General features: G+C 71.0%; 17 protein-coding genes. 8 read left to right on the forward strand and 9 right to left on the reverse strand.

What is annotated here, in order from left to right; all coding sequences use genetic code 11:
* The first annotated feature begins 179 nt into the window (after positions 1-179).
* Together C6Y14_RS30160 and C6Y14_RS30165 are read left to right on the forward strand one after the other, a co-directional pair.
* Positions 180-1,028: a phosphatase PAP2 family protein gene (locus C6Y14_RS30160; RefSeq protein ID WP_107020014.1), complete on the forward strand. Its 849-nt coding sequence runs from the start codon at positions 180-182 to the stop codon at positions 1,026-1,028.
* A complete protein-coding gene (locus C6Y14_RS30165; RefSeq protein WP_107020015.1) occupies positions 1,025-1,969 on the forward strand; it encodes a DMT family transporter in 945 nt (314 codons plus the stop codon). The genes C6Y14_RS30160 and C6Y14_RS30165 overlap by 4 nt, the downstream gene beginning before the upstream one ends.
* 110 nt (positions 1,970-2,079) lie before the next feature.
* Here the strand turns inward: C6Y14_RS30165 and C6Y14_RS30170 are convergent, their stop codons facing one another.
* Complete coding sequence (locus C6Y14_RS30170) at positions 2,080-2,889, reverse strand: phospholipid scramblase-related protein (protein WP_107020016.1); 810 nt, start codon at positions 2,887-2,889, stop codon at positions 2,080-2,082.
* Positions 2,890-2,940: 51 nt separating this feature from the next.
* Positions 2,941-4,992 (reverse strand): phosphocholine-specific phospholipase C, encoded by a 2,052-nt coding sequence (locus C6Y14_RS30175; RefSeq protein ID WP_107020017.1) that lies wholly within the window; start codon positions 4,990-4,992, stop codon positions 2,941-2,943.
* 425 nt (positions 4,993-5,417) lie between these two features.
* On the opposite strand from C6Y14_RS30175, the gene C6Y14_RS30180 reads away from it, so the two are divergent.
* The 6 genes from C6Y14_RS30180 to C6Y14_RS30205 all read left to right on the forward strand — a co-directional run bounded on the left by C6Y14_RS30180 (position 5,418) and on the right by C6Y14_RS30205 (position 12,973).
* Entirely contained in the window at positions 5,418-6,380 is a 963-nt protein-coding gene (locus C6Y14_RS30180) for a carbohydrate ABC transporter permease (protein ID WP_107020018.1), read from the forward strand.
* Positions 6,381-6,391: 11 nt separating this feature from the next.
* Positions 6,392-7,345: a carbohydrate ABC transporter permease gene (locus C6Y14_RS30185; protein ID WP_225891354.1), complete on the forward strand. Its 954-nt coding sequence runs from the start codon at positions 6,392-6,394 to the stop codon at positions 7,343-7,345.
* Between the two features lie 48 nt (positions 7,346-7,393).
* Positions 7,394-8,746: an ABC transporter substrate-binding protein gene (locus C6Y14_RS30190; protein WP_107020019.1), complete on the forward strand. Its 1,353-nt coding sequence runs from the start codon at positions 7,394-7,396 to the stop codon at positions 8,744-8,746.
* An 84-nt stretch (positions 8,747-8,830) separates the two neighbouring features.
* Positions 8,831-10,330 (forward strand): glycoside hydrolase family 36 protein, encoded by a 1,500-nt coding sequence (locus tag C6Y14_RS30195; RefSeq protein ID WP_107020020.1) that lies wholly within the window; start codon positions 8,831-8,833, stop codon positions 10,328-10,330.
* Positions 10,331-10,452: 122 nt separating this feature from the next.
* Positions 10,453-11,634, forward strand: a complete 1,182-nt coding sequence (locus C6Y14_RS30200) for an ROK family transcriptional regulator (protein ID WP_107020021.1) — start codon at positions 10,453-10,455, stop codon at positions 11,632-11,634.
* 73 nt (positions 11,635-11,707) lie between these two features.
* Positions 11,708-12,973, forward strand: a complete 1,266-nt coding sequence (locus C6Y14_RS30205; RefSeq protein WP_107020022.1) for a Gfo/Idh/MocA family protein — start codon at positions 11,708-11,710, stop codon at positions 12,971-12,973.
* Here C6Y14_RS30205 and C6Y14_RS30210 read toward each other — a convergent pair.
* From C6Y14_RS30210 to C6Y14_RS30240, 7 genes are all read right to left on the reverse strand, one after another.
* Positions 12,931-14,100 carry a 3-deoxy-7-phosphoheptulonate synthase gene (locus tag C6Y14_RS30210; protein ID WP_159074335.1) on the reverse strand — a complete coding sequence of 390 codons (1,170 nt, stop codon included), beginning with the start codon at positions 14,098-14,100 and terminating at the stop codon, positions 12,931-12,933. The genes C6Y14_RS30205 and C6Y14_RS30210 overlap by 43 nt on opposite strands.
* Positions 14,097-15,221: an acyl-CoA dehydrogenase family protein gene (locus C6Y14_RS30215; RefSeq protein WP_107020024.1), complete on the reverse strand. Its 1,125-nt coding sequence runs from the start codon at positions 15,219-15,221 to the stop codon at positions 14,097-14,099. The genes C6Y14_RS30210 and C6Y14_RS30215 overlap by 4 nt, the downstream gene beginning before the upstream one ends.
* A gap of 15 nt (positions 15,222-15,236) precedes the next feature.
* Positions 15,237-15,782, reverse strand: a complete 546-nt coding sequence (locus tag C6Y14_RS30220; protein WP_107020025.1) for a GNAT family N-acetyltransferase — start codon at positions 15,780-15,782, stop codon at positions 15,237-15,239.
* A 73-nt stretch (positions 15,783-15,855) separates the two neighbouring features.
* Entirely contained in the window at positions 15,856-16,404 is a 549-nt protein-coding gene (locus C6Y14_RS30225) for a flavin reductase family protein (protein WP_107020026.1), read from the reverse strand.
* Positions 16,401-17,363: an acyl carrier protein gene (locus C6Y14_RS30230; RefSeq protein WP_107020027.1), complete on the reverse strand. Its 963-nt coding sequence runs from the start codon at positions 17,361-17,363 to the stop codon at positions 16,401-16,403. The genes C6Y14_RS30225 and C6Y14_RS30230 overlap by 4 nt, the downstream gene beginning before the upstream one ends.
* The gene (locus C6Y14_RS30235; protein WP_107020028.1) at positions 17,360-18,775 is read right to left on the reverse strand and encodes a condensation domain-containing protein; all 1,416 of its coding nucleotides are present in this window, start codon (positions 18,773-18,775) and stop codon (positions 17,360-17,362) included. The genes C6Y14_RS30230 and C6Y14_RS30235 overlap by 4 nt, the downstream gene beginning before the upstream one ends.
* A complete protein-coding gene (locus tag C6Y14_RS30240; RefSeq protein WP_107020029.1) occupies positions 18,772-19,803 on the reverse strand; it encodes a MupA/Atu3671 family FMN-dependent luciferase-like monooxygenase in 1,032 nt (343 codons plus the stop codon). Before C6Y14_RS30240 ends, C6Y14_RS30235 begins: the two co-directional genes overlap by 4 nt.
* Between the last annotated feature and the right edge of the window lies 1 nt (position 19,804).

Here is a 19,804-nt window from a genome sequence, read left to right on the forward strand (position 1 = left end):
CTCGTCCCCGGGCCCGTCCCGGCAGCCTATCGATACGCCAGTGTACCGGAACGACTTCGTATCGGTACACTGGCGTATCGATGAGCCTTGGACAGGACCCACCCCTGTGTCGAGTGGATCCCCTCCTGGGCTCACCACGCATCAGCATCGTTGAGACCGTCAAGCAAAGGGGCCGGGGGATGGAACTCCCAACCGAGCCTGCACAGAAGGGATCCGCCGCGATACCGCGGCCACCCCTCGTCCGTGAGGTCCTGCTCGTCGCGGGACTCTTCCTCGTCTACAAACTCGGCCGGCAGCTGGCCACCGGCCACACCGCCGAGGCCTTCGACAACGCCCACCGCGTATGGGACCTCGAACGGTTCCTGCACCTGCCCGGCGAGGGCTCCGTGCAGACCGCCGTGCTGCACGGCGACACCCTCGTCCACGTCGTCAACACCTATTACGCGACCGTGCACTTCCCCGCCACGGCGGCCTTCCTCATCTGGCTCTACCTACGGCGTCCGGGGCACTACGTGTGGGCCCGGCGGGTCCTCGCCGCGGTCACCGCCGCGGCCCTGGTGGTGCATCTCACATTCCCGCTCGCCCCCCCGCGGATGCTCGCCGCGACGGGCCTCGTGGACACCGGCCAGGTGTACGGACCCACGGTGTACGGCGCCTCCCCCGCCACCGACTCCCTCTCGAACCAGTTCGCGGCGATGCCGTCGCTGCACTTCGGCTGGGCCCTGATGATCGCGATCGGCCTGATCGCCGCGACCCGCTCACGGTGGCGGTGGCTGTGGCTGCTGCACCCGCTGCTGACCCTGCTGGTGATCGTCGGAACGGCGAACCACTACTGGCTGGACGCCGTCGTCGCGGCAGCCCTTCTCGGCATCGTCCTCGCCGTCGTCCGCCCGCCCCGCAAGGCACCGGCCGCCGAGGACACAGGGGGCGCCGGCCGCCCCGTACCGCACGCGTCCGGTGGGCAGGACGCCCCCGGCGGCGTACAGGGCGTACCGGATGCGCCCGCGCTCGTGGGGGCGCGGCGATGAGCGCGACCCTGCTCGCCGTCGTCCTGTCGCTGTTCTCCGCCGTCGCCTACGCGGGCGCCGCGGTGGCACAGGAGCGGCTGGCCTCCCGGACCACGGACTCGGGAGTACTGCGACTGCTGGGCCGCGGTGCCTGGTGGTGGTCGGTCGGACTCAACGCCGGGGCCGCGCTGCTGCACGTGGCCGCCCTGAAGTACGGAACCCTCACCCTCGTCCAGCCACTGGGCGCGCTCACGCTCGTCGCCGCGGTGCCGCTGGGCGCGCGGCTGGCGGGCCGACGCGTCACGTCGGTCGAGTGGCGCGGTACGGCGCTGACGCTGATCGGGCTCTCGGCGGTGCTCGTGACGGCGTCCGGGCCCGCGCCCGACGACGTGCTGAGCCTCCCGCAGGCGCTGGCCGTGACGGGTGCCACCGCCACCCTCATCGGCGTCCTGGCCCGGCCCGGCGCCCGTCCCGGACTCCGGCACGCGTCCGCGTCCGGCTTCGCCTCGGGCGTCGCCTCGGCGCTCACCCAGACCGTCACGGTCGCCGCGACGGACCGCACGGGTCCGCTGCTCAGCGGGCAGGTGATCGTGGTGGCCCTGCTGGTCGCGGCCTTCGCCGCGGGCGGCCTGCTGCTGTCGCAGACCGCCTACAAGGGCGGACTCGGCGCGCCGCTGGCCGTGGTGACACTGGCCAATCCGATCGCCGCGGTGGTGATCGGCCTGACGCTGCTCGGTGAGCAGCTGCAGGGCGGGGTGGCGGGGCTGCTCCTCGCGGGGGCCGGGGGCGCGGTCGCGGCCTGGGGCGTGGTGACACTGTCGCGTTCCACGCCGGTGCCTGTGCCTGCGGCGGTGGAGGAGCATCCGGTGGCGGCCGTCCTCGCACTGGAACCCGACTCCGCCGCGTACGAGCCCTCGCTCCGGCCGCGGCAGAAGGCGCGCCGGCATCTCACCACGCTGTGACAGCGTCTCGGCGCACACGGGAAGGGCGGCCGCGAATGTCCGCGACCGCCCTTCGTCCGCCTGCCGGCCTTCTGTCAAACGGGTGGACCGTAACCGGGATGGACCGGCGGTCATCCGAACCCGCGTGAGTCCTGCTTGAGCGCCGTGTCGACCGTCAGCGCCGTCGCGATCACGAGGCTCAGCAGCGGCTCGGGCAGCTGGAAGTGGATCTGCAGGACGTAGTTGTCCGCAGTGGTGAACATCGTCTTCGCGAGGCCCTCCCAGGTCTTGGTGATCCGGGCGACCTCCGTGTCGGCGTGGTCGACGATCGCGAAGTTCCACGCACGCCAGTTCTCCGCCTTGATCGCGCCGACCTGCTGCCCGTCGACCTTGATCGCGAAGTTGATCTTCCCGAACATGTTCTGCTGGGCGATCTCGCCGACCGGCGAACCGTCCGGACGCGCGACGAGGACCCGGGACTTCAGGAACTTGCGCGGCCGGGTCAACAGCAGCTGCGGCTGACCGTACGCGTCACGGATCTCCAGCTTGTGCGTCATGAACTGGTCGATGCTGGCGACGAAGCGCAGGATCTTCTTCAGCGCGCTCTGCCCGACCTGGACGACCGAGCCGAGCTGGTTGCCCTGCTGGTCCATGACCTTGTACTCGTTGGTCAGCTCGATCAGCTTGGCCTTCTGGTTCACCACCAGGACCGGCTCGGTGAAGAGGGTTCCGCCGCCGGCCGAGTTCGGCGCGACGCCGGCCCGCTGCTGCACCTGCTGCTGCACGCGCGGGTCGGCGGCGCCCGCCGGCTGCGGCGGCACCTGCTGCTGGTCCTGGTTGGTGTGCTCGGTCCACTGGGTTCCGTCCCAGTACCGCAGGGTCCGGGGCGCACCCTGCGGATCGGGATACCAGCCTGCAACTGTGTTCGAATGCGTGGTCACCGGGGCACACTATCCCGACCCCGCAGGTACATGACCATTGCGGTGCGCTTCCTAGGCCGTCGCGATCGCCGGATCGCTGACGCCCACCCGGCCGTTCTCGACGTGTCCGGCGAACCGGCGCAGGAACGAGGCGTCCGCGTCGGAGACGACGGTCAGGTCGTACCAGCGCCTGCTCTCCCGCAGGTCCACGGTGTGCTTCACGGTGGCGCCGGGCCGCACCTTGAACGACCTGGGCCTGCCGCCGTAGCCGTCGGTGAGCTTCAGGGTCACCGTGCGGGCGCCCTTGTTGGTGAGGGTCAGCTCGATGTCGTCGCCGTCGTGGCGGGCGGTGACCTCGGGTCCGGCGGCCTTGCCGGGCCCCTTGAAGACACGCAGGAAGCCGTTCGGGCCGTGCACGGTCAGGTCGTACGAGCCGTTCGAGTACGCGGAGTTCCAGGTGTCCGAGACGCTCTTGCCCGCCTCGGTGGTGTACGTCCAGGGCCCGTCGGTGCGGCTGCCGGAGGTCACGTGGAAGGAGGCGCCGGCCTTCTTGCCCGAGGCGAAGGTCAGCGTGAACTTCCCGGCCCGCACGTCCGCCGAGCCGTCGATCCAGGGCGCGTACCGCAGCGGGCGGGCGGGCCGCAGACCGCGCTCCTGCCGGGGCAGCTTCGGGTCGGCGGGCGGGGTCGGCTTGTAGTCCGGATGCCGGTCCTTGTCCTGCGGCTCGTACGCGTCGGTGTCCGGGAGGCGGGCCGGCTCGCTGTCCTTGCGGGAGAAGTCGAACGCGGCGGTCAGGTCGCCGCAGATGGCCCGGCGCCACGGCGAGATGTTGGGCTCCTCGACCCCGAAGCGCCGCTCCAGGAAGCGGACGATCGAGGTGTGGTCGAGGGTCTCGGAGCAGACGTAACCGCCCTTGCTCCACGGCGAGACGACGAGCATGGGCACGCGCGGGCCGAGACCGTAGGGTCCCGCGACGTACTTCGAGCTGCCCGGGAAGAGGTCCGGGCCGACGTCGACGGTGGACTTGCCCTGGTCGGCGGAGCGCGGCGGCAGCGGCGGCACGAGGTGGTCGAAGAAGCCGTCGTTCTCGTCGTACGTGATGAACAGGGCCGTCTTCGCCCACACCTCCGGGTCGGCCGTGAGCGCCTCCAGGACCTGGGAGATGTACCAGGCGCCGTAGTTGGAGGGCCAGTTGGAGTGCTCGGAGAACGCCTCGGGGGCCGCGATCCAGGAGACCTGCGGCAGCTTGCCGCCCACGACGTCGGCGCGCAGCCGGTCGAAGTAGCCCTCGCCCTTGCGGGCGTCGGTGCCGGTGCGGGCCTTGTCGAAGAGCGGGTCGCCGGCCTTGGCGTTGCGGTACTTGTTGAAGTAGAGGAGCGAGTTGTCGCCGTAGTTGCCGCGGTAGGCGTCCGAGATCCACCCCCAGGAGCCGGCCGCGTCCAGGCCGTTGCCGATGTCCTGGTAGACCTTCCAGGAGATTCCGGCCTCCTCCAGGCGCTCGGGGTAGGTCGTCCAGTCGTAGCCCAGCTCGTCGTTGCCGAGGACCGGGCCGCCGCCCTTGCCGTCGTTGCCGGTGAAGCCCGTCCACATGTAGTAGCGGTTCGGGTCGGTGGAGCCGATGAACGAGCAGTGGTACGCGTCGCAGACCGTGAAGGTGTCGGCGAGCGCGTAGTGGAACGGGATGTCCTCACGGGTCAGGTACGCCATGGTCGTGGCGCCCTTCGCGGGGACCCACTTGTCGTACTTGCCCCCGTTGTAGGCGGCGTGTCCGTCGGGCCAGCTGTGCGGCAGGCCCTCCAGGAACTGCATGCCGAGGTCGTCGGCCTCCGGGTGGAAGGGCAGGAGGTCCTTCGTGCCGTCGGACTGGTGCCAGACCGACTTGCCGTTGTCGAGGGCGACCGGGTGCGGGTCGCCGAAACCGCGGACACCCCTGAGCGCACCGAAGTAGTGATCGAAGGAACGGTTCTCCTGCATGAGGACGACGACGTGCTCGACATCCTCGATGGTGCCGCGGTGGTAGCCCGCGGGGATCGAGGCGGCCTTGGCGATGCTCTCCGACAGCGCGGTGAACGCCGCGGTACCGCCCGCGAGCTGCAGGAAACGGCGCCGATTCACTTCGGTCATGACTGGGTGACCTCTCGTCCTGACGTGTACGGGTGCGGCTGACGGACGGACTGCGCATGCCGGAACCTGCGCTATCGGAGTGTTCCAAGAGCAACAAACGTCAGGGAAGGGGCGCGTGGCGTCCGTGTGAAAGACGGCAGTACGTGAGGTGCCGGCCGAAGAGCGCGGCTTCGGCCGGCACCGGCGGGACGGGACACGCCCTGGGGCCAGAGCGGTGGAACAGAGAGCGGCCATGACATTGCTGCCGCATCGCCGCGCGAAGGTGCGCACGGGATCGACCTCCGGTGTCGGGTGGTGACCGGGTGGGGCGTGCCGTCGGATTATTTATGAGTCAGCATTGACAAACTTTCGCTGTTGCTCATCAATATGTGACCACGGTGCCGAACTGACAAGAGGTGCGGCGCAGATCTCTTCGAAGGGGAACCATGGGCGCCGACACCGCAGTTGCGTCGCCGCAGAAGAGCGCCGGTGCCGATCCGGACGGTTCGGGTACGGCCCGTACGAAGGGCGGAGCACGCAAGAAGCGCGACGACCGCAAGGCCGCCTGGCTGTTCCTGGCGCCCGCACTGATCGGGTTCGCGCTGTTCTACGCGTATCCGACCCTGCGCGGTATCCACTACTCGCTCACCGACTACAACCTGCTGACCGACCCGTCCTTCACCGGAGTGGACAACTACCGCCGGCTCATCGGCGACGAGCAGTTCATCAACGCGCTCAAGGTCACCGGCTACTTCGTGGTCCTCAACATCGGCACCCAGACCGTGCTGGGGCTGCTCCTCGCGACGCTCATGCACCGGCTGACCCGGTCGGTGGCCCTGCGGGCGATCCTGCTGGTGCCCTGGCTGGTCCCCAACGTCACCGTCGGTCTGCTGTGGATGTGGATGCTCGACGCCAATCTCGGCTTCGTCAATCACGTCCTCGAAGCCCTCGGCCTCGGCACCACCGGCTTCTTCACCTCGCCCACCTGGGCGATGCCGACCGTGGCCGGGGTCAACACCTGGGCGTACAGCGGCTACACGGCGCTGTTGCTCTACGCGGGGATGCTGCAGATCCCCCATCACCTCTACGAGAGCGCCTCGTTGGACGGCGCCGGCGAGTGGCGCATGTTCACGAAGATCACGCTGCCGTTGCTGCGGCCCGTCCTCGCCCTCGTGCTCGTGGTGTCGCTGATCGGCTCGTTCCAGATCTTCGACACGGTCGCGGTGACCACCAAGGGCGGCCCGGTCAGCGCGACCCGGGTCATCTACTTCTACATCTACGAGCAGGCGTTCACGAACTTCCGCATGGGTTACGCCTCCGCCGTGGCCGTGGTGCTCGCGGTGATCCTCGGCGTGCTGACCGCGGTGCAGATGCGGCTGCTGCGTGCCTCCCGCTCCGACCTGGCCTGAGGAGGCACACCATGACCCCGAATCCGACCCCGACCCTGGTTCCGGCCTCGCGGACAGCCCCGGGCACACCCCCGCGCAAGGGCGCGCGGCGAAGGATCTCGCCCGGCCGGATCGCCGCCTGGACGCTGCTCGGCGTCGCGCTGTTCGTGACCGTCTTCCCGTTCTACTGGATGATCCGCACCGCCCTGACCCCGGCGGCCGACCTCTACTCCGACTCCACCGGACTCGTCCCCGACCACCCCACGATGATCAATTTCCTGCGGGTGCTCGGGCTGACCAGCCAGGCCGAGGCGCAGGCCGCGGGCGGCTCGGGCGCCCACCTGGACTTCCTGCGCTACCTGCTCAACTCCGTCGTCTACAGCGGGCTGATCGCCGTACTGCAGACGCTGTTCTGCGCGATGGCCGGCTATGCCTTCGCCCGGTTGCGCTTCCCCGGCCGGGACGCGGTCTTCGGGGTGCTGATCGCCGCGCTGATGGTGCCGCCGATCTTCACCGTGCTGCCCAACTTCGTCCTGGTGAAGAACCTCGGCTGGCTGAACACCTTCGCCGGGATGGTCGCCCCGAGCGTGCTCATGACGCCGTTCGCGGTGTTCTTCCTGCGGCAGTTCTTCCTGTCGATCCCCCGCGATGTGGAGGAGGCGGCCACGCTGGACGGCGTCGGCTCCTGGGGCATCTTCTGGCGGATCGTGATGCCGATGAGCCGCGGCCCGCTCATCACCATCGCGCTCACCACCACGGTCTGGTCCTGGAAGGACTACCTGTGGCCGCTGCTGACGGGCCGTGAGGAGGAGACCCGCGTCCTGACCGTGGCGCTCGGCATCTTCCAGCAGCAGTCGCCCAACGCCCAGCCCGACTGGACCGGTCTGATGGCCGGCTCGGCGCTCTCCGTCCTGCCCGTCCTCGTGCTGCTGGTCGTCCTCGGCCGCCGCCTGGTGGAGTCGCTCAACTTCACCGGCATCAAGTAGCTCCCGTTCCCGCACGCCACCGCGCCACACCCGCTGAGAGGTCCCGCGATGAAGAGCAAGCACCTGCGCATCGGCGCCGCCCTGCTGTGCCTGTCCGCCACCACCACCCTCGTCTCCTGCGGCGGTTCAGGCGACGACGCCGCCGGAGGAAGGACGACGCTCGACTACTGGCTGTGGGACGACAAGCAGCTGCCCGCCTACCAGGAGTGTGCGACCGCCTTCGAGAAGGCCAACCCCGACATCACCGTCAAGATCACGCAGACCGCGTGGGCCCAGTACTGGCAGAACCTCACCACGCAGCTCACCTCCGGCGGCGCCCCGGACGTGTGGACGGACCAGGCGTCCTACTATCCGCAGTTCGCCACCAGCAACCAGCTCCTGGACCTGCAACCGCTGGTGGACCGCGACAAGGTGGACCTGTCCGCGTACCAGTCGGGGCTCGCCGACACCTGGGTCAAGGACGGCAAGCGCTACGGACTGCCCAAGGACTGGGACACCATGGCGCTCACCTACAACACCGGCCGGCTCAAGGAACAGGGTGTGGACGCCGCCGAGCTGGACGGGCTGACCTGGAACCCCGCCGACGGCGGCACGTTCGAGGAGACCATCGCCAAGGCCACCGTCGACACCGAGGGACGCAACGGACTGGACCCGGACTTCGACAAGAACCATGTGAAGACCTACGGGTTCCTGCCCGAGTGGGCCGACGGCTCCCAGGGCCAGAACGGCTGGGGAGACCTGGCCGTGTCCACCGGCTTCAGCTACCTCGACAAGAACCCGTGGGGCACCCACTACAACTACGACGACCCCAGGCTGGCCGAGACCATCGCCTGGTTCAAGCACCTCATCGACAAGGGGTACTCGCCCCGCTTCGACAAGCAGTCGTCCGTCGCCAACTCAGAACTGCTCATCGCGGGCAAGGGCGCGATCATGGTCTCGGGTTCCTGGACCATCTCCACCTTCACCGACGCCAAGCTCAAGCAGAAGTTCGGCTTCGCTCCGCTGCCGACGGGCCCTGAGGGCCGCAAGAGCGCCATCAACGGGCTCTCCGACGCCATCTACGCCGGTACCGAGCATCCGGACCAGGCGTGGAAGTGGGTCAAGTTCCTCGCCTCGCCCGACTGCCAGAACCTCGTCGCCGAGCGGGCCGTCGTCTTCCCGGCGCTCAAGTCGGCGACCGCGAAGGCGCTCGCCGCGCACCGGGCCAAGGGCCACGACGTCAGCGCCTTCACCGATGTGGCGGCGGCCAAGGGCGGCACCTTCCAGCTGCCGGTCACCGAGCACGGCACCGAGATCAACCCCCTGGTCCAGGACGCCGTCCAATCGGCGATCCTCGGCAGGGAGAAGCCCGCCGCCGCACTCAAGTCGGTCAACGACAAGGTCAACGACCTGTTCAAGTAGCGGCCCCGCAGGCCGCCCGTCCCCCGCTCACCCTCACGCGCGCCTGCTCGCCCGCCCCTCCGCAATCCGGACGCAAGGAGATCCATGGCCCAGCTCGCAGACCTCGGCGGACGCACCCTCGCCCTCGAAGTCGAAGGCGGCACCCCGCCCCAGGTCGTCGACGGCGGACTGCTGCTCCCCCCTGGCCGGGTGGCCGTCCTGCACGGTCTCGGCGACGCGCTGTTCTACCGCCACGGGCACAACTCCTGGAGCCCCTGCGGCTGGCGCCGCCTCTCCGGCGCCCCGCTGCGCATCGAGAGCGCCGAACGCCGGCTTACCGCCGACGACACCGTGTGGGACGACCCCGCCCGGCACCACTCCTCCGCCGTCGCCGCCCTCCAGGGCGCCGACGGACAGGTACTGCTGCTCGGCGCCCTCGGCGGGGACGTCCCGCGCCTGTCGGCCGACCGGGACACCCTGGCGGGCTGGGCCGAGCGCGGCGGAGCACCGTGGTTCCTCGCCCACGGCGGCGAGGAGGAGGTCTTCGCCGCCTACACCCGCCACCTCGCCGCCCGGCTCGGCCACAGCGGCAAGCGCGCGGGCAATGTGTGGTGCAGCTGGTACGCGTACTACGAGAACATCACCGAACAGCAGCTCACCAAGGACATCACCGCCCTGCGCGGGCTGCCCTTCGACGTCGTCCAGGTCGACGACGGCTGGGAACGGATCGTCGGCGACTGGGAGCCGAACGCCAAGTTCCCCTCCGGGATGAAGGCGCTGGCCGACCGGATCACGGACGCCGGACTGCGCCCGGGACTGTGGATCGCCCCGTTCATCGTCCACCCGGAGTCACGTACCGCCCGGCAGCGTCCCGAACTGCTGCTGCGCGACGAGCGGGGCGAACCCGTGGTGGCCGGACACAACTGGGGCACCGGCTACTTCACCCTCGACCTGACCCGGCCCGCGGCACAGGACCAGCTGCGCGAGACGATCCACCGGGTGAGCCGGGAGTGGGGATTCACCTATCTCAAGCTCGACTTCATCGGCGCCGCCACCGTCCCCGGTGTACGGGCCGGTGATGTCGGGCGCGAGGAGGCGTACCGGCTCGGGCTGGGCATCGTCCGGGAGGCGGCGGGCGAGGACGCGTACCTGCTCGGCAGTGGTGCGCCGCTGCTGCCCTCCCTCGGTCTGATCGACGGTATCCGCAGCGGGCCCGACGTCGCGCCGCTATGGGAGCACTACGCCACCCAGGACCCGTCCGACGCGCTGGCCCGCAACGCCGTCGTCAACACCCTGCACCGCCTGTGGCAGTCACCCCTGCTGGAGGTCGACCCCGATGTCGTCTACTTCCGCAGCCGCCTCAACCTCCTCACCGACGAACAGCAGCGCTGGCTGCGCGACCTCGCCGACATCTGCGGATTCCGGGCCGTCTCCGACCCGCCCGGCTGGCTGCACCCCGACGAACTGGAGGACATGACCGCCTACTTGGCCGCGCGCCCGCGGGTGCGGCGGCTCGGCCGGTACCGGTTCACGCTCGACGGCCGCGAGGTCGACTTCACCCCGGCCGTCGACCCCGGGACGGAACAGCGCTATCCCATCGCCTGACGCCCGAGGGGGTTGGCTGCGTTGTCCCGACCCCATCGTCATGAATTAGTAAACTGCTCAGCATTATCCAGCGGCGGGGACCCGTCCCCTTCAGGGGACCCGCCCCCTTCAGGGAGCACCACATGGCGACGACCGGAACAGACCTGTCCCGGATGCGCGAGATGAACATGCTGTCCATCGTGTGGGCGCTGCGCGGCAACCCTCCCTCGACCGTCACCGAACTCGCGGGCCGCGCGGGGCTGTCCCGGCCCGCCGTCGACGTCCTGGTGCAGTCCCTGGTCACCGACGGCTGGGCGGAGGTCGAGGAACCGGGCGCCAACAGTGTGGTGGGGCGCCCGGCCCGCCGCTTCCGCTTCCGCGCCGACGCCGGTCACGTGCTGGGCATCGACATCGGGGTCCACAAGATCCTCGTCATGCTGAGCGACCTGGAGGGCAACCTCGTCCACACCCTGCGCCGCCCGGTCGACCCCGAGGCGGCGCCCGAGGCACGGTTCGCGGCCGTGGACCGCGCGATCGACAAGGTGCTGCGGAGCGCCGGTATGGCACCGGCCGACATCTGGGCGGTCACCGTAGGGGTGACCGGCCCGGTCGACGCCAGCGGGCGCACCACCATCTCCACCCCGCTGCCCGGCTGGCTCACCGCCGACCCGGTCGCGCACCTCGCCGCCCGGTTCGCCTGCCCGATCCAGGTCGAGAACGACTGCAAACTCGCCGCCGTCGCCGAGCGCTGGAAAGGGGTCGCGTCGGACGCCGACGACATCGTGTTCCTCCTCGCGGGGCTGCGCACCGGCGCCGGGCTGATCCTGGACGGGGCCCTGCGCCGCGGTCACGGCGGCGCCGCCGGGGAGATCGGCGCCCTCAAGGCCGTACGGTGGCTCAGCGCGCCCGCCCACCTGGAGACCTGCCCCGGTGTCCCGGCCACGGCGGCGCCGGGCGAGGCCGCGGCCTGGGTGTTCCAGGCGGCCCGGGACGGCGACCGGCAGGCCAGGACCGCCGTCCGCCGCTACACCCGTGACCTCGCCGTCGGCGTCGCCGCCCTCGTCCTCGCCCTGGACCCCCAAGTCGTCGTCTACGGCGGTGGTTTCTCGCGGTCCGCCGATGTCGTCCTGGAGCCGCTGCGCCAGGAACTCACCAAACACTGCCTGCGCCTGCCGGAGTTGCGGGCCTCGACACTCGGCGACGAGAGCGTGGCCCTGGGCGCCGTACGTCTGGCGCTCGACGAGGTCGACAGCCGTCTGCTCAGCGACGGACTGGCGGCCCCGACCGCCCCACGGCGCGACACGTCCCGTAACGACGCGAACTGAACCGACCCGACAACTGACCTGCACCTGCACCTGCACCTGACCTCTGGTAGCACTGAATTGAAGGGACGGCTACATGGATGACCGCGCCCAGCCGGCGGGCACCGAGCCACCGCATGCCGAACTGCGCGTCGGAGTGGTGGGGGTCGGCCAGCGCGCGCCGCTCGCCACGCTGGCGAACCGGCCGGGTGTCGCCCGGGTGGTGTCCTGCGCCGACCCCGACCCCCGTGGCCGCGAGGACGCCAGGCGTCTGTTCGGTGCGGACGTCACGGTGCACGAGCGGTACGAGGACATGCTCGACGACGGCCTGGACGCGGTGTTCGTCCTCACCCCCGACCATCTGCACACCGGGCCCGCGCTGTTCTTCCTCCGCGCCGGGACCTCCGTGTTCGTCGAGAAACCCCTCGCGATCAGCGTCGAGGACTGCGACTCCCTGCTCGCCGCCGCCTTCCGCTCCCGCACCCGGCTGTACGTCGGCCACAACCTGCGGCATCTGCCGATCCTGCGCCGCATGCGGGAGCTGATCGACAAGGGGGAGATCGGCACCGTACGTTCCATCTGGTGCCGCCACTTCGTGGGTCACGGCGGGGACTTCTACTTCAAGGACTGGCACGCCGAACGGGCGCACACCAACGGGCTGTTGCTGCAGAAGGGCGCGCACGACCTCGATGTGATCCACTGGCTGGCCGGCGGCTACACCCGGGACGTCGTCGCCCATGGCACCCTCGCCGTCTACGGCGACAATCCGCGCCGCCCCGCGCGGGCTCCGGTACCCGACGGTGAGCGGATGCCCGACTGGTACGACCCCGACGTCTGGCCGCCGTCGGCCCTGCGCGACCTCAACCCCGTCATCGACGTCGAGGACCTCAGCATGATGCTCGGCCGCCTCGACAACGGAGTGCTCACCAGCTACCAGCAGTGCCACTTCACCCCCGACTACTGGCGCAACTACACGGTCATCGGCGACGAGGGCCGTCTGGAGAACTTCGGCGACGGCATCGACGGCGAACCCGCCACCGTCAAGGTGTGGAACCGGCGCAGGTCCGGCTACCGCCAGGACGCCGACCTCAGCGTCCTGGTCCCGGCGCAGGAGGACGGTCTGCACGGCGGCGCGGACCGGGCGCTGGTCGACGAGTTCCTGCGCTTCGCCGCCACCGGAGGCCCCACCGAGACCTCCCCGGTGGCCGCCCGCGAGGCGGTGGCCTGCGCGGCGGCGGCGACGACCTCACTGCGGACGAACGGCACACCGGTCGCCGTGGCCGCACCGGACCCGGCGCTGGTCGACTACTTCGCCCACCATCAGACCGTACGGCCGTCGCGTGCGGCGCGGGCTGATGGGTGAGTGGCCAGCGCGAAGACCAGGTCCAGTGCGCCGGGACGACCGGCGGCCCCGTCGCGCGGGGGCAGCCCGTCGTACAGGGACAGCCCGTCGTACGGGGGTAGGTGGAGGCCGCCCGCGTGGGTGCCGAGCGTTCGGTGCAGTGCGGCGAAGGCGCCGGCCTCGGCGAGGACGCCCGCCGGATCCCGGCGGTTGCGGTGCCAGGGATCGCAGGCCCAGACGACCTCGGCCTCGGTGGCGGCGACCTTCTGCACCAGTTCGGGGAGGAGGTCGGTGATCCGGTCCGCCCCGAACCGGGTGAGGAAGGTGAGCCGTCCCGCGGAGCGCTCCGGGTCCAGGCGGTCGATCAGCGCGAGGACGGCGTCGTGGGTGGTGCCGGGTTCCACCACCACACCGACGGGGTTGCTGATCCGCGCCGCGGCACCGGCCGCCGGTCCATGGCAGTCCCCGGCCGAGGAGGGGTGCAGCCAGACCATGTGGCCGACGGGGTCCCACCGGTCGCCGCCGGGGACACGGGGCGGGGGCGGCGCGGAGTCGTCCGCGAGGGCCGCACGGCTGACGGCGGGTGGCGGCAGCACCGCGGGCCTGCCCCCGCACGCGTGCAGGAAGCTCAGCGCGGAGCCGATCCTGACGGTCAGCGGCTCGTAACGGGCACGCTCGGGAGAACTGGCGACGAACGCACGGTTCCGTTCGTGCGCCCACGACACCTCCGGGCGGGCATCGCCGCCGGACGCCCGGATCAGGTTGAGGGCCATGGCAGACGCCCGGTGGACGTCCGGCGCCTGGGCGGATCCGGTGCGTCCTTCGGCGGGGGGTGCGTGGATCTCGGCGACGGGCACGACCGGGACGCCGAGCGCGTACGACAGGACGACCGTGCCCTGTGCCAGCAAGGTCAGTTGCCGGGTGATGTGTTCGGCGCGGGGCACCGCCCCCGGCGGGATGCCGCTGCCCGCGTGGAGCAGGAAGGCCTCGCCCCGGGCGGCGGCGGCCAGCTTTCCGCGCAGTTCCTCGGCTTCTCCCGGCCATGTCAGGGGTGGGTGCGCGTCGGCCTCGGTCCCGGCCCCTGTCCCGGTGCCTGTACCGGCCTCGGTACCGGTCCCCGTCCCGGTACCTGTCTCGGTGTGGTTCACAGCAGCGAGAGCTTGCCTCCGCCCAGCCACGCGTCCAGCGGCTCCCGCATGGCGTGCTCCGACGGAGGGTGGAAGGCCAGGGCGCGACTGGCGGCCAGCAGGTCCACCCCGTGACCGTCCCGCACGAAGGACATGCCGCCCATCAGCTCCAGGACCCGGTCGGTGGCCTCCGCGATCGCCCGCTGGGCGGTGTACCGGACCAGCAGGATCCGGCCCATGAGCGCCTCCTCCGACGAACTGTCGTCCAGTTCGCGGGCGACGGCCTCGACAGCGGCCGACACCGTCTCCAGCGGGCCGAAGGCAGTCACCCGGTCACCGGCCTGTCCTCGTCCGTCCGCGAAGAGCCGCTCCACCTGGCCGGTGGCGATGCCCACGTACGCGGCGGTGATCAGGATCAGGAAGCGTGCCATGAGCGAGTTCAGCCGGCCGGCCGCCTGCTCGGGGTCGCCCAGCGGGACGATCATGTGGTCCGGGACGAACACGTCGTCCAGCACCACGGCGTCGGTCTGCGCTGCCCGCAGGGCGTGGTTTCCCCAGAAGGGCTCCCGGCGCAGTCCGGGCGTCTCGGCGGGCACCATCACGATCAGCAGATCTCCCGCGTACGGCGAATCCGTCGGCCCGGGTGCCAGCAGGGTCAGCAGGCCCATCGATCCGACCAGGGAACAGGGCCGTTTGGAGCCGGTGAGCCGCAGGCCGCCGCCGTTCGCCGCGGCCACCTCGATGCCGGGCGCGAAGAGCTGTTTGCCGGAAGCGCCTTCGGCACCGCAGGAGGAGACGAGCAGCCGTCGGCCGACGATCTCCGAGAGCACGTCGGCGGCCCCCTCGCCCAGCACGTGCGCCAGCCAGGCCACCTTGTAGTGGTGCATGGTCGACGCCACGGCCAGCGAGGGGGCCCGGCTGCCCACCGCCCGCTGCAGACGCGCCCCTTCCAGACAGTTCAGGCCGCCGCCGCCCAGGGCGGCGGGGATGAGGACGTTGCCACCGCCGGCTTCGCGGAACTCCTCGACGACATGGGTGCCGGGGTCCTCGACGGCCAGCGTGCCGAGCTCGGTCAGCCGGTCGTCGAATCCGGGCAGCGCCTTGTCGAGGACGGCCCGTTCGGTGGTGAGTATGTTCAGCATGGGTGACTCTCCTCGTCACAGTGCGTACGAGAACCGGACGCGGTCCTCCCCCGGGCCGTCCCAGTCCTTCCAGACGGGCAGGCCCTCCGTGTCCGCCAGGTCCTTCGTGTCCGTCGGGCCCCCCGTGTCCGGCAGGCGCTTGGTGTCAGGCGGGCCCGCCGACGGCAAGGGAACCGGCTCGAACCCCGTCGCCAGATGAAAGCGCTGGGACCGGGTGTTGCCGGGCGACACGACAGCGGTGACGGTCCGGCACCCCTGCTCGCCGGCCAGTTCGAAGAACCGTCCGTAGAGGACACCGCCGAGGCCGGACCTGCGGTGGCCCGGGGCGACCGCGATGAAGTGGGTGTGTGCCTCCCCCGGTTCGGAGGGCGAGACGATGCCGACCAGGAACCCGGCGACCACGCCCTGGTCGGTCACGGCCGCCAGGCTGGTCGCGTGGAAGTGGCGCAGGAACAGCCGGGGCAGCATGTGGGCTGCCGGGCGGCCCCACCAGTCGTCCACCTGGGCGATCAGCGAGGGATAGTCCGCCTCCTGGAGTGCGCGGATGCGCGGTGCGGTCATCTTCGGGTCCTGTTCCTTTCCCGGGCCACTTCGCGGGTCATGTCGCGGGGCACGTCTCGGGTCACTCCGCGGATCACTGCTCCTCGACTCGGGGCCGCTCGGCGGGCCGGGCCGGAGCCGCGTTCAACTCTCCGTTCACGAACAGCAGTTGGGGTACGTTCTCGCGGGCGCCGCACTCCTGCACCAGGCCGACCACCAGCATGTGGTCGCCGAGTTCGATGAACCGCACGGCCCGGCAGACGAAGTACCCGACGGTCCCGGCGATGCGTACACCGCCGGTCACCGGCTCGCCCTCGGTACGCACCTCGGTGAAGCTCTCCGCGCCCAGCGGGCGGTTCCGGTTGGCGAACCACCGGGCCAGCCCGGTCTGTTCGGCGGCGAGGACGTTGACGACGAAGCCGCCGGTCCGCTCCACCAGCCCTCTGATCCTGGCGTCGTGCCGCACGCCGAAGGACACCAGCGGGGGTTCGAGCGACAGGGTCGTGAAGGAGTTGACCGTCATCCCGTGCACATGGGGTCCGAGCCCGCTGGTCACCACGGTGACCCCGGTGGGAAGGCAACGGGCGGTGGTGCGCAGGAGCGAGGCGGTCACCGGCTCCGCGGCCGTGGCGTGGACGGTCACCGGATCTCTCCCTCCGCCGGGAGCGCGTCGGCTCCGAGCAGCACCGCGGCCAGATGGGACATGCCGGCGCCGAGCAGGACGTACTCCTCCGGGGTGTCCGGGCCGGTGGCGGGCTCCGGTGCGCCGAGCCGGTCGGCGAGGTGGATCAGCGGGTCGCTGCCCTGGCAGTGGGCGATGCGGCCCACGTTGTCCAGCGCGATCCGCCGGCTGTCGAACCCGACGTCGGCGAGGTACATCTCCATCACGTCGCGCGCGAAGTTGCTGGGCAGGACGAGCGACGCGTCGGGCCGCACGCGGTGCCGGTCCGACAGGCCGGTGAACAGCTCCCGGTAGGCGGTCAGGCGGGCGGTCAGCCGCTGGTGCGGTGGAGCGTCCCTGCGTTCCTCGGCCGCGCCGTGGTGGGCCATGGCCAGGACCGGCAGCCCGGGTGCGTAGGCGGAGACCAGGGCGGCGGCGGCACCGTCGCTTGCGATTGCCGCGCCGCCGGCCACCAGGCGCTCCCCGCCGGTCGAGAGGTCGGCCAGGTCACCGCTGATGACCATGACGTGCCGTGCGGTGCCGTCCCGGACCAGTGAGGCCGCGTTGCCGAGCGCGAACATCGCCGTGGCGCAGTCCATCAGGCCGAGGGTGGCGACCGTGGCGCCGGTCATACCGGTCTCCTGGAGCAGGTCGGCGACCTCGCGGTGGGCGCTGCGGTCGTGCGGGAGCGAGTCCGTGGCGAGCAGGACCGTGTCCACGGCCTTGCCCGGGACACCGGCTCCGGCCAGGCACTTCTGCGCGGCCGCGGCCATCAGCTCCACCAGCGGCGCCTGCGACCAGCGGTAGACGGAGAACCCGGCCGCAGGGGAGGTCAGTTCGGCCGCCACGTCCGGCGCGGCGGCCAGTTCCGGCAGGTCCGTCACGGGAGCCTCGTACTCGCCCAGTTCGTAGGCGGCGGCGCACAGCCGCGGCGTGATCACTGCCCGGCCTCTCGCGACGCGGGCTCTGACACGTGCCCTGACGCGTGTTGTGACACGGGCCCTGAGGTGTGCCCTGACGCACCGGACGCCTGCGCGGCCAGAGCCGTGAACCGGTCGGCCAGATGGGCCACCGTGTTCCTGTCGTACAGCCCGGTGTCGTACTCGATCCACCCGGAGGCGCCTTCGGGGGCGGGGTGGATCGCGAGCGTCAGGCCGTAGCGGGCCACGCCCTTGTCCACGTCCGCCGTGGACACGACGGCACCCTGCACCGTACGAGGGCCTCCGACCGGGCTGTCGTACACGAACGCCATGTCCAACAGCGGGTGCAGGCCCGGGAGTCGGCGTTCGGCGGTGATCAGCTCCCCCGGGTACGCCGCATGCCGCAGCCCCCTTTTCGACGCCGTGTGGGCGGCCCGGATCCGCGCCGCCCAGGTGCCGTCGCCGGGGTCGCGCAGACGCAGCGGCAGTACGTTGAGCAGGTAGCCGACGGTCCGCTGTGCGTCCGGCCGGTCCCGGTTGGCGGTGAAGGTGCCGAGCAGCACGTCCGGTCGGCCGCCGAACTCGGCGAGCGTGGCCCACGCGACGGCCACCCAGCCGGCGTAGGCGGTGGCGGCCGAGTCCCTGGCCGCCGCGGCGATGCCTTGAGCCACGGTGCCGGTCAGTGTGAAGTCCACCCGTCCCCCGCCGCCGGGGGCGGCCTGCCCCCGGGGCCGGTCGGTGGGGAGCGGAGGCGGGGCGCCCGCCAGCTCCTCCGCCCAGAAACGGGCCGCTGCCCGGCCCTGCGGTCCGGCCGTCGACTCGGCCTGCTCCAGGGCGAAACGGCCGAAGGGACGCGTCGCGGGAGCGAACTCGGCGCTGTCGCGGCCGAGTTCGTCGAGCAGCAGCTCGAAGGACCAGGCGTCGAACACCAGGTTGTGGACGACGACGAGCAGCCAGGCCTCCTCGGCGGAGGCTCCCTCGGCCAGCGCCACCCGCACGAGCGGCCCTTCGGCCAGGTCGAACGGCTCGTGCGCCAGCTCACGGGCCAGGGCGTGCGCCTGATCCGGCCCCGCTGGGCAGCGGGTGCGGACCAGCCGGGGAGGCAGGTCCTCGTGCACCACCGGGCGTACGGCCCCCGCGTGTTCCTCGAAAGTGGTGCGCAGCGCCTCGTGGGCGCGGACGAAACCCTGGACGCGTCCGGCCAGCAGGGCGAGGTCGACCGGGGCCCCGGTCAGCCGCACGGCCTGGCAGACCACGTCCACGGGCCGCCCGGCGGCGGTGCGGTGGGCACGCCACAGCCGCTCCTGACCGGGCGTCAGCCGCACGTGTACGCGAGGCCGTTGCTCGCGTAACCGGGCCCGGAGCAGACCCAGTTGCTCGGGAGTGAGCGCGGCGAGCCGTTCGGGCAGCCCCGCGGGGACACCGGCGGTCATGCGTATCGCCTCCGTAGTTCGTTGAGGTGACTCAAGCTCTCGACGACGAGTTGCTCGTCCACGCCGAAGTCGATGAGACAGGCGATCTCCTTCACGCCCATGCCTTGGAAACGGTCGACCACCGCGGTGCAGGAGTCGGGGGTGCCCAACAGGGCGCCTTTCACGAAGTACTTGTCGAAGGCGAACTCGATGAGCTGGTCCTGGTCGGCCTCGGACATGTCCCGTACGCCGGCCCCCGGCGCGAGGTTCTTCTTCTGCGAGTCGATGACGGTCAGGAAGGAGCGCAGATAGTCCGTGAAGGGCGGCCGGACGGTCTCCCGCACCTCCTCCAGGTCGGTGCCGATGAAGGTGTGGAGCATCAGCGTCACGGTGACGTCGTCCGGGTCGTGACCGTAGTCCTGGAGGGTCTTGTAGTAGAGGGCGAGCTTGTCCTCCAGTTCCTCGTTGGTCATGTCGATCAGGGCGGTCAGTACGTTGCAGCCGAGGCGGCCGGCCGTCTCGAAGGTGTCCGGGCTCTTGGTGCAGGTGAGCCAGATCGGCAGCTGGGGCTGGACCGGCTGGGGGTGCAGTTCCAGTTCGACGTGGTTCCCGAGGGCGTCCTGGGCCGGGACCGGTGCGCCTTCCCAGAGTTCGCGGATGGTGTCCACGGCGTCGAAGGTGCGCTGCCTCCGGTCCTGCCAGCCGTCCGGGTTGATGGCGAAGTCCAACGGGCTGAACCCGGTGGCCAGGGCGATGCCGGCCCGCCCGTGGGACAGGTTGTCGACCACCGCCCATTCCTCGGCCACCCGGATCGGGCTGTGCAGGGGCAGGACGATGCTGCCCGCGCGGATGCCGAGGCGCTGGGTGGCGCCGGCCAGCGCGGCTCCCAGGACCGAGGGGTTGGGGTAGAGGCCGCCGAAGCGGTGGAAGTGCCGTTCGGGGGTCCAGATGGCGGTGAAGCCGTTCTCGTCGGCGTACCGGGCGGCGTCGAAGACGAACCGGTACTTGTTCTTCTCGTCTCCGGAGAAGAAGATCAGGCTGAAGTCCATG

It is taken from the genome of Streptomyces dioscori, assembly GCF_003024195.1.
Lineage (GTDB): Bacteria > Actinomycetota > Actinomycetes > Streptomycetales > Streptomycetaceae > Streptomyces > Streptomyces dioscori.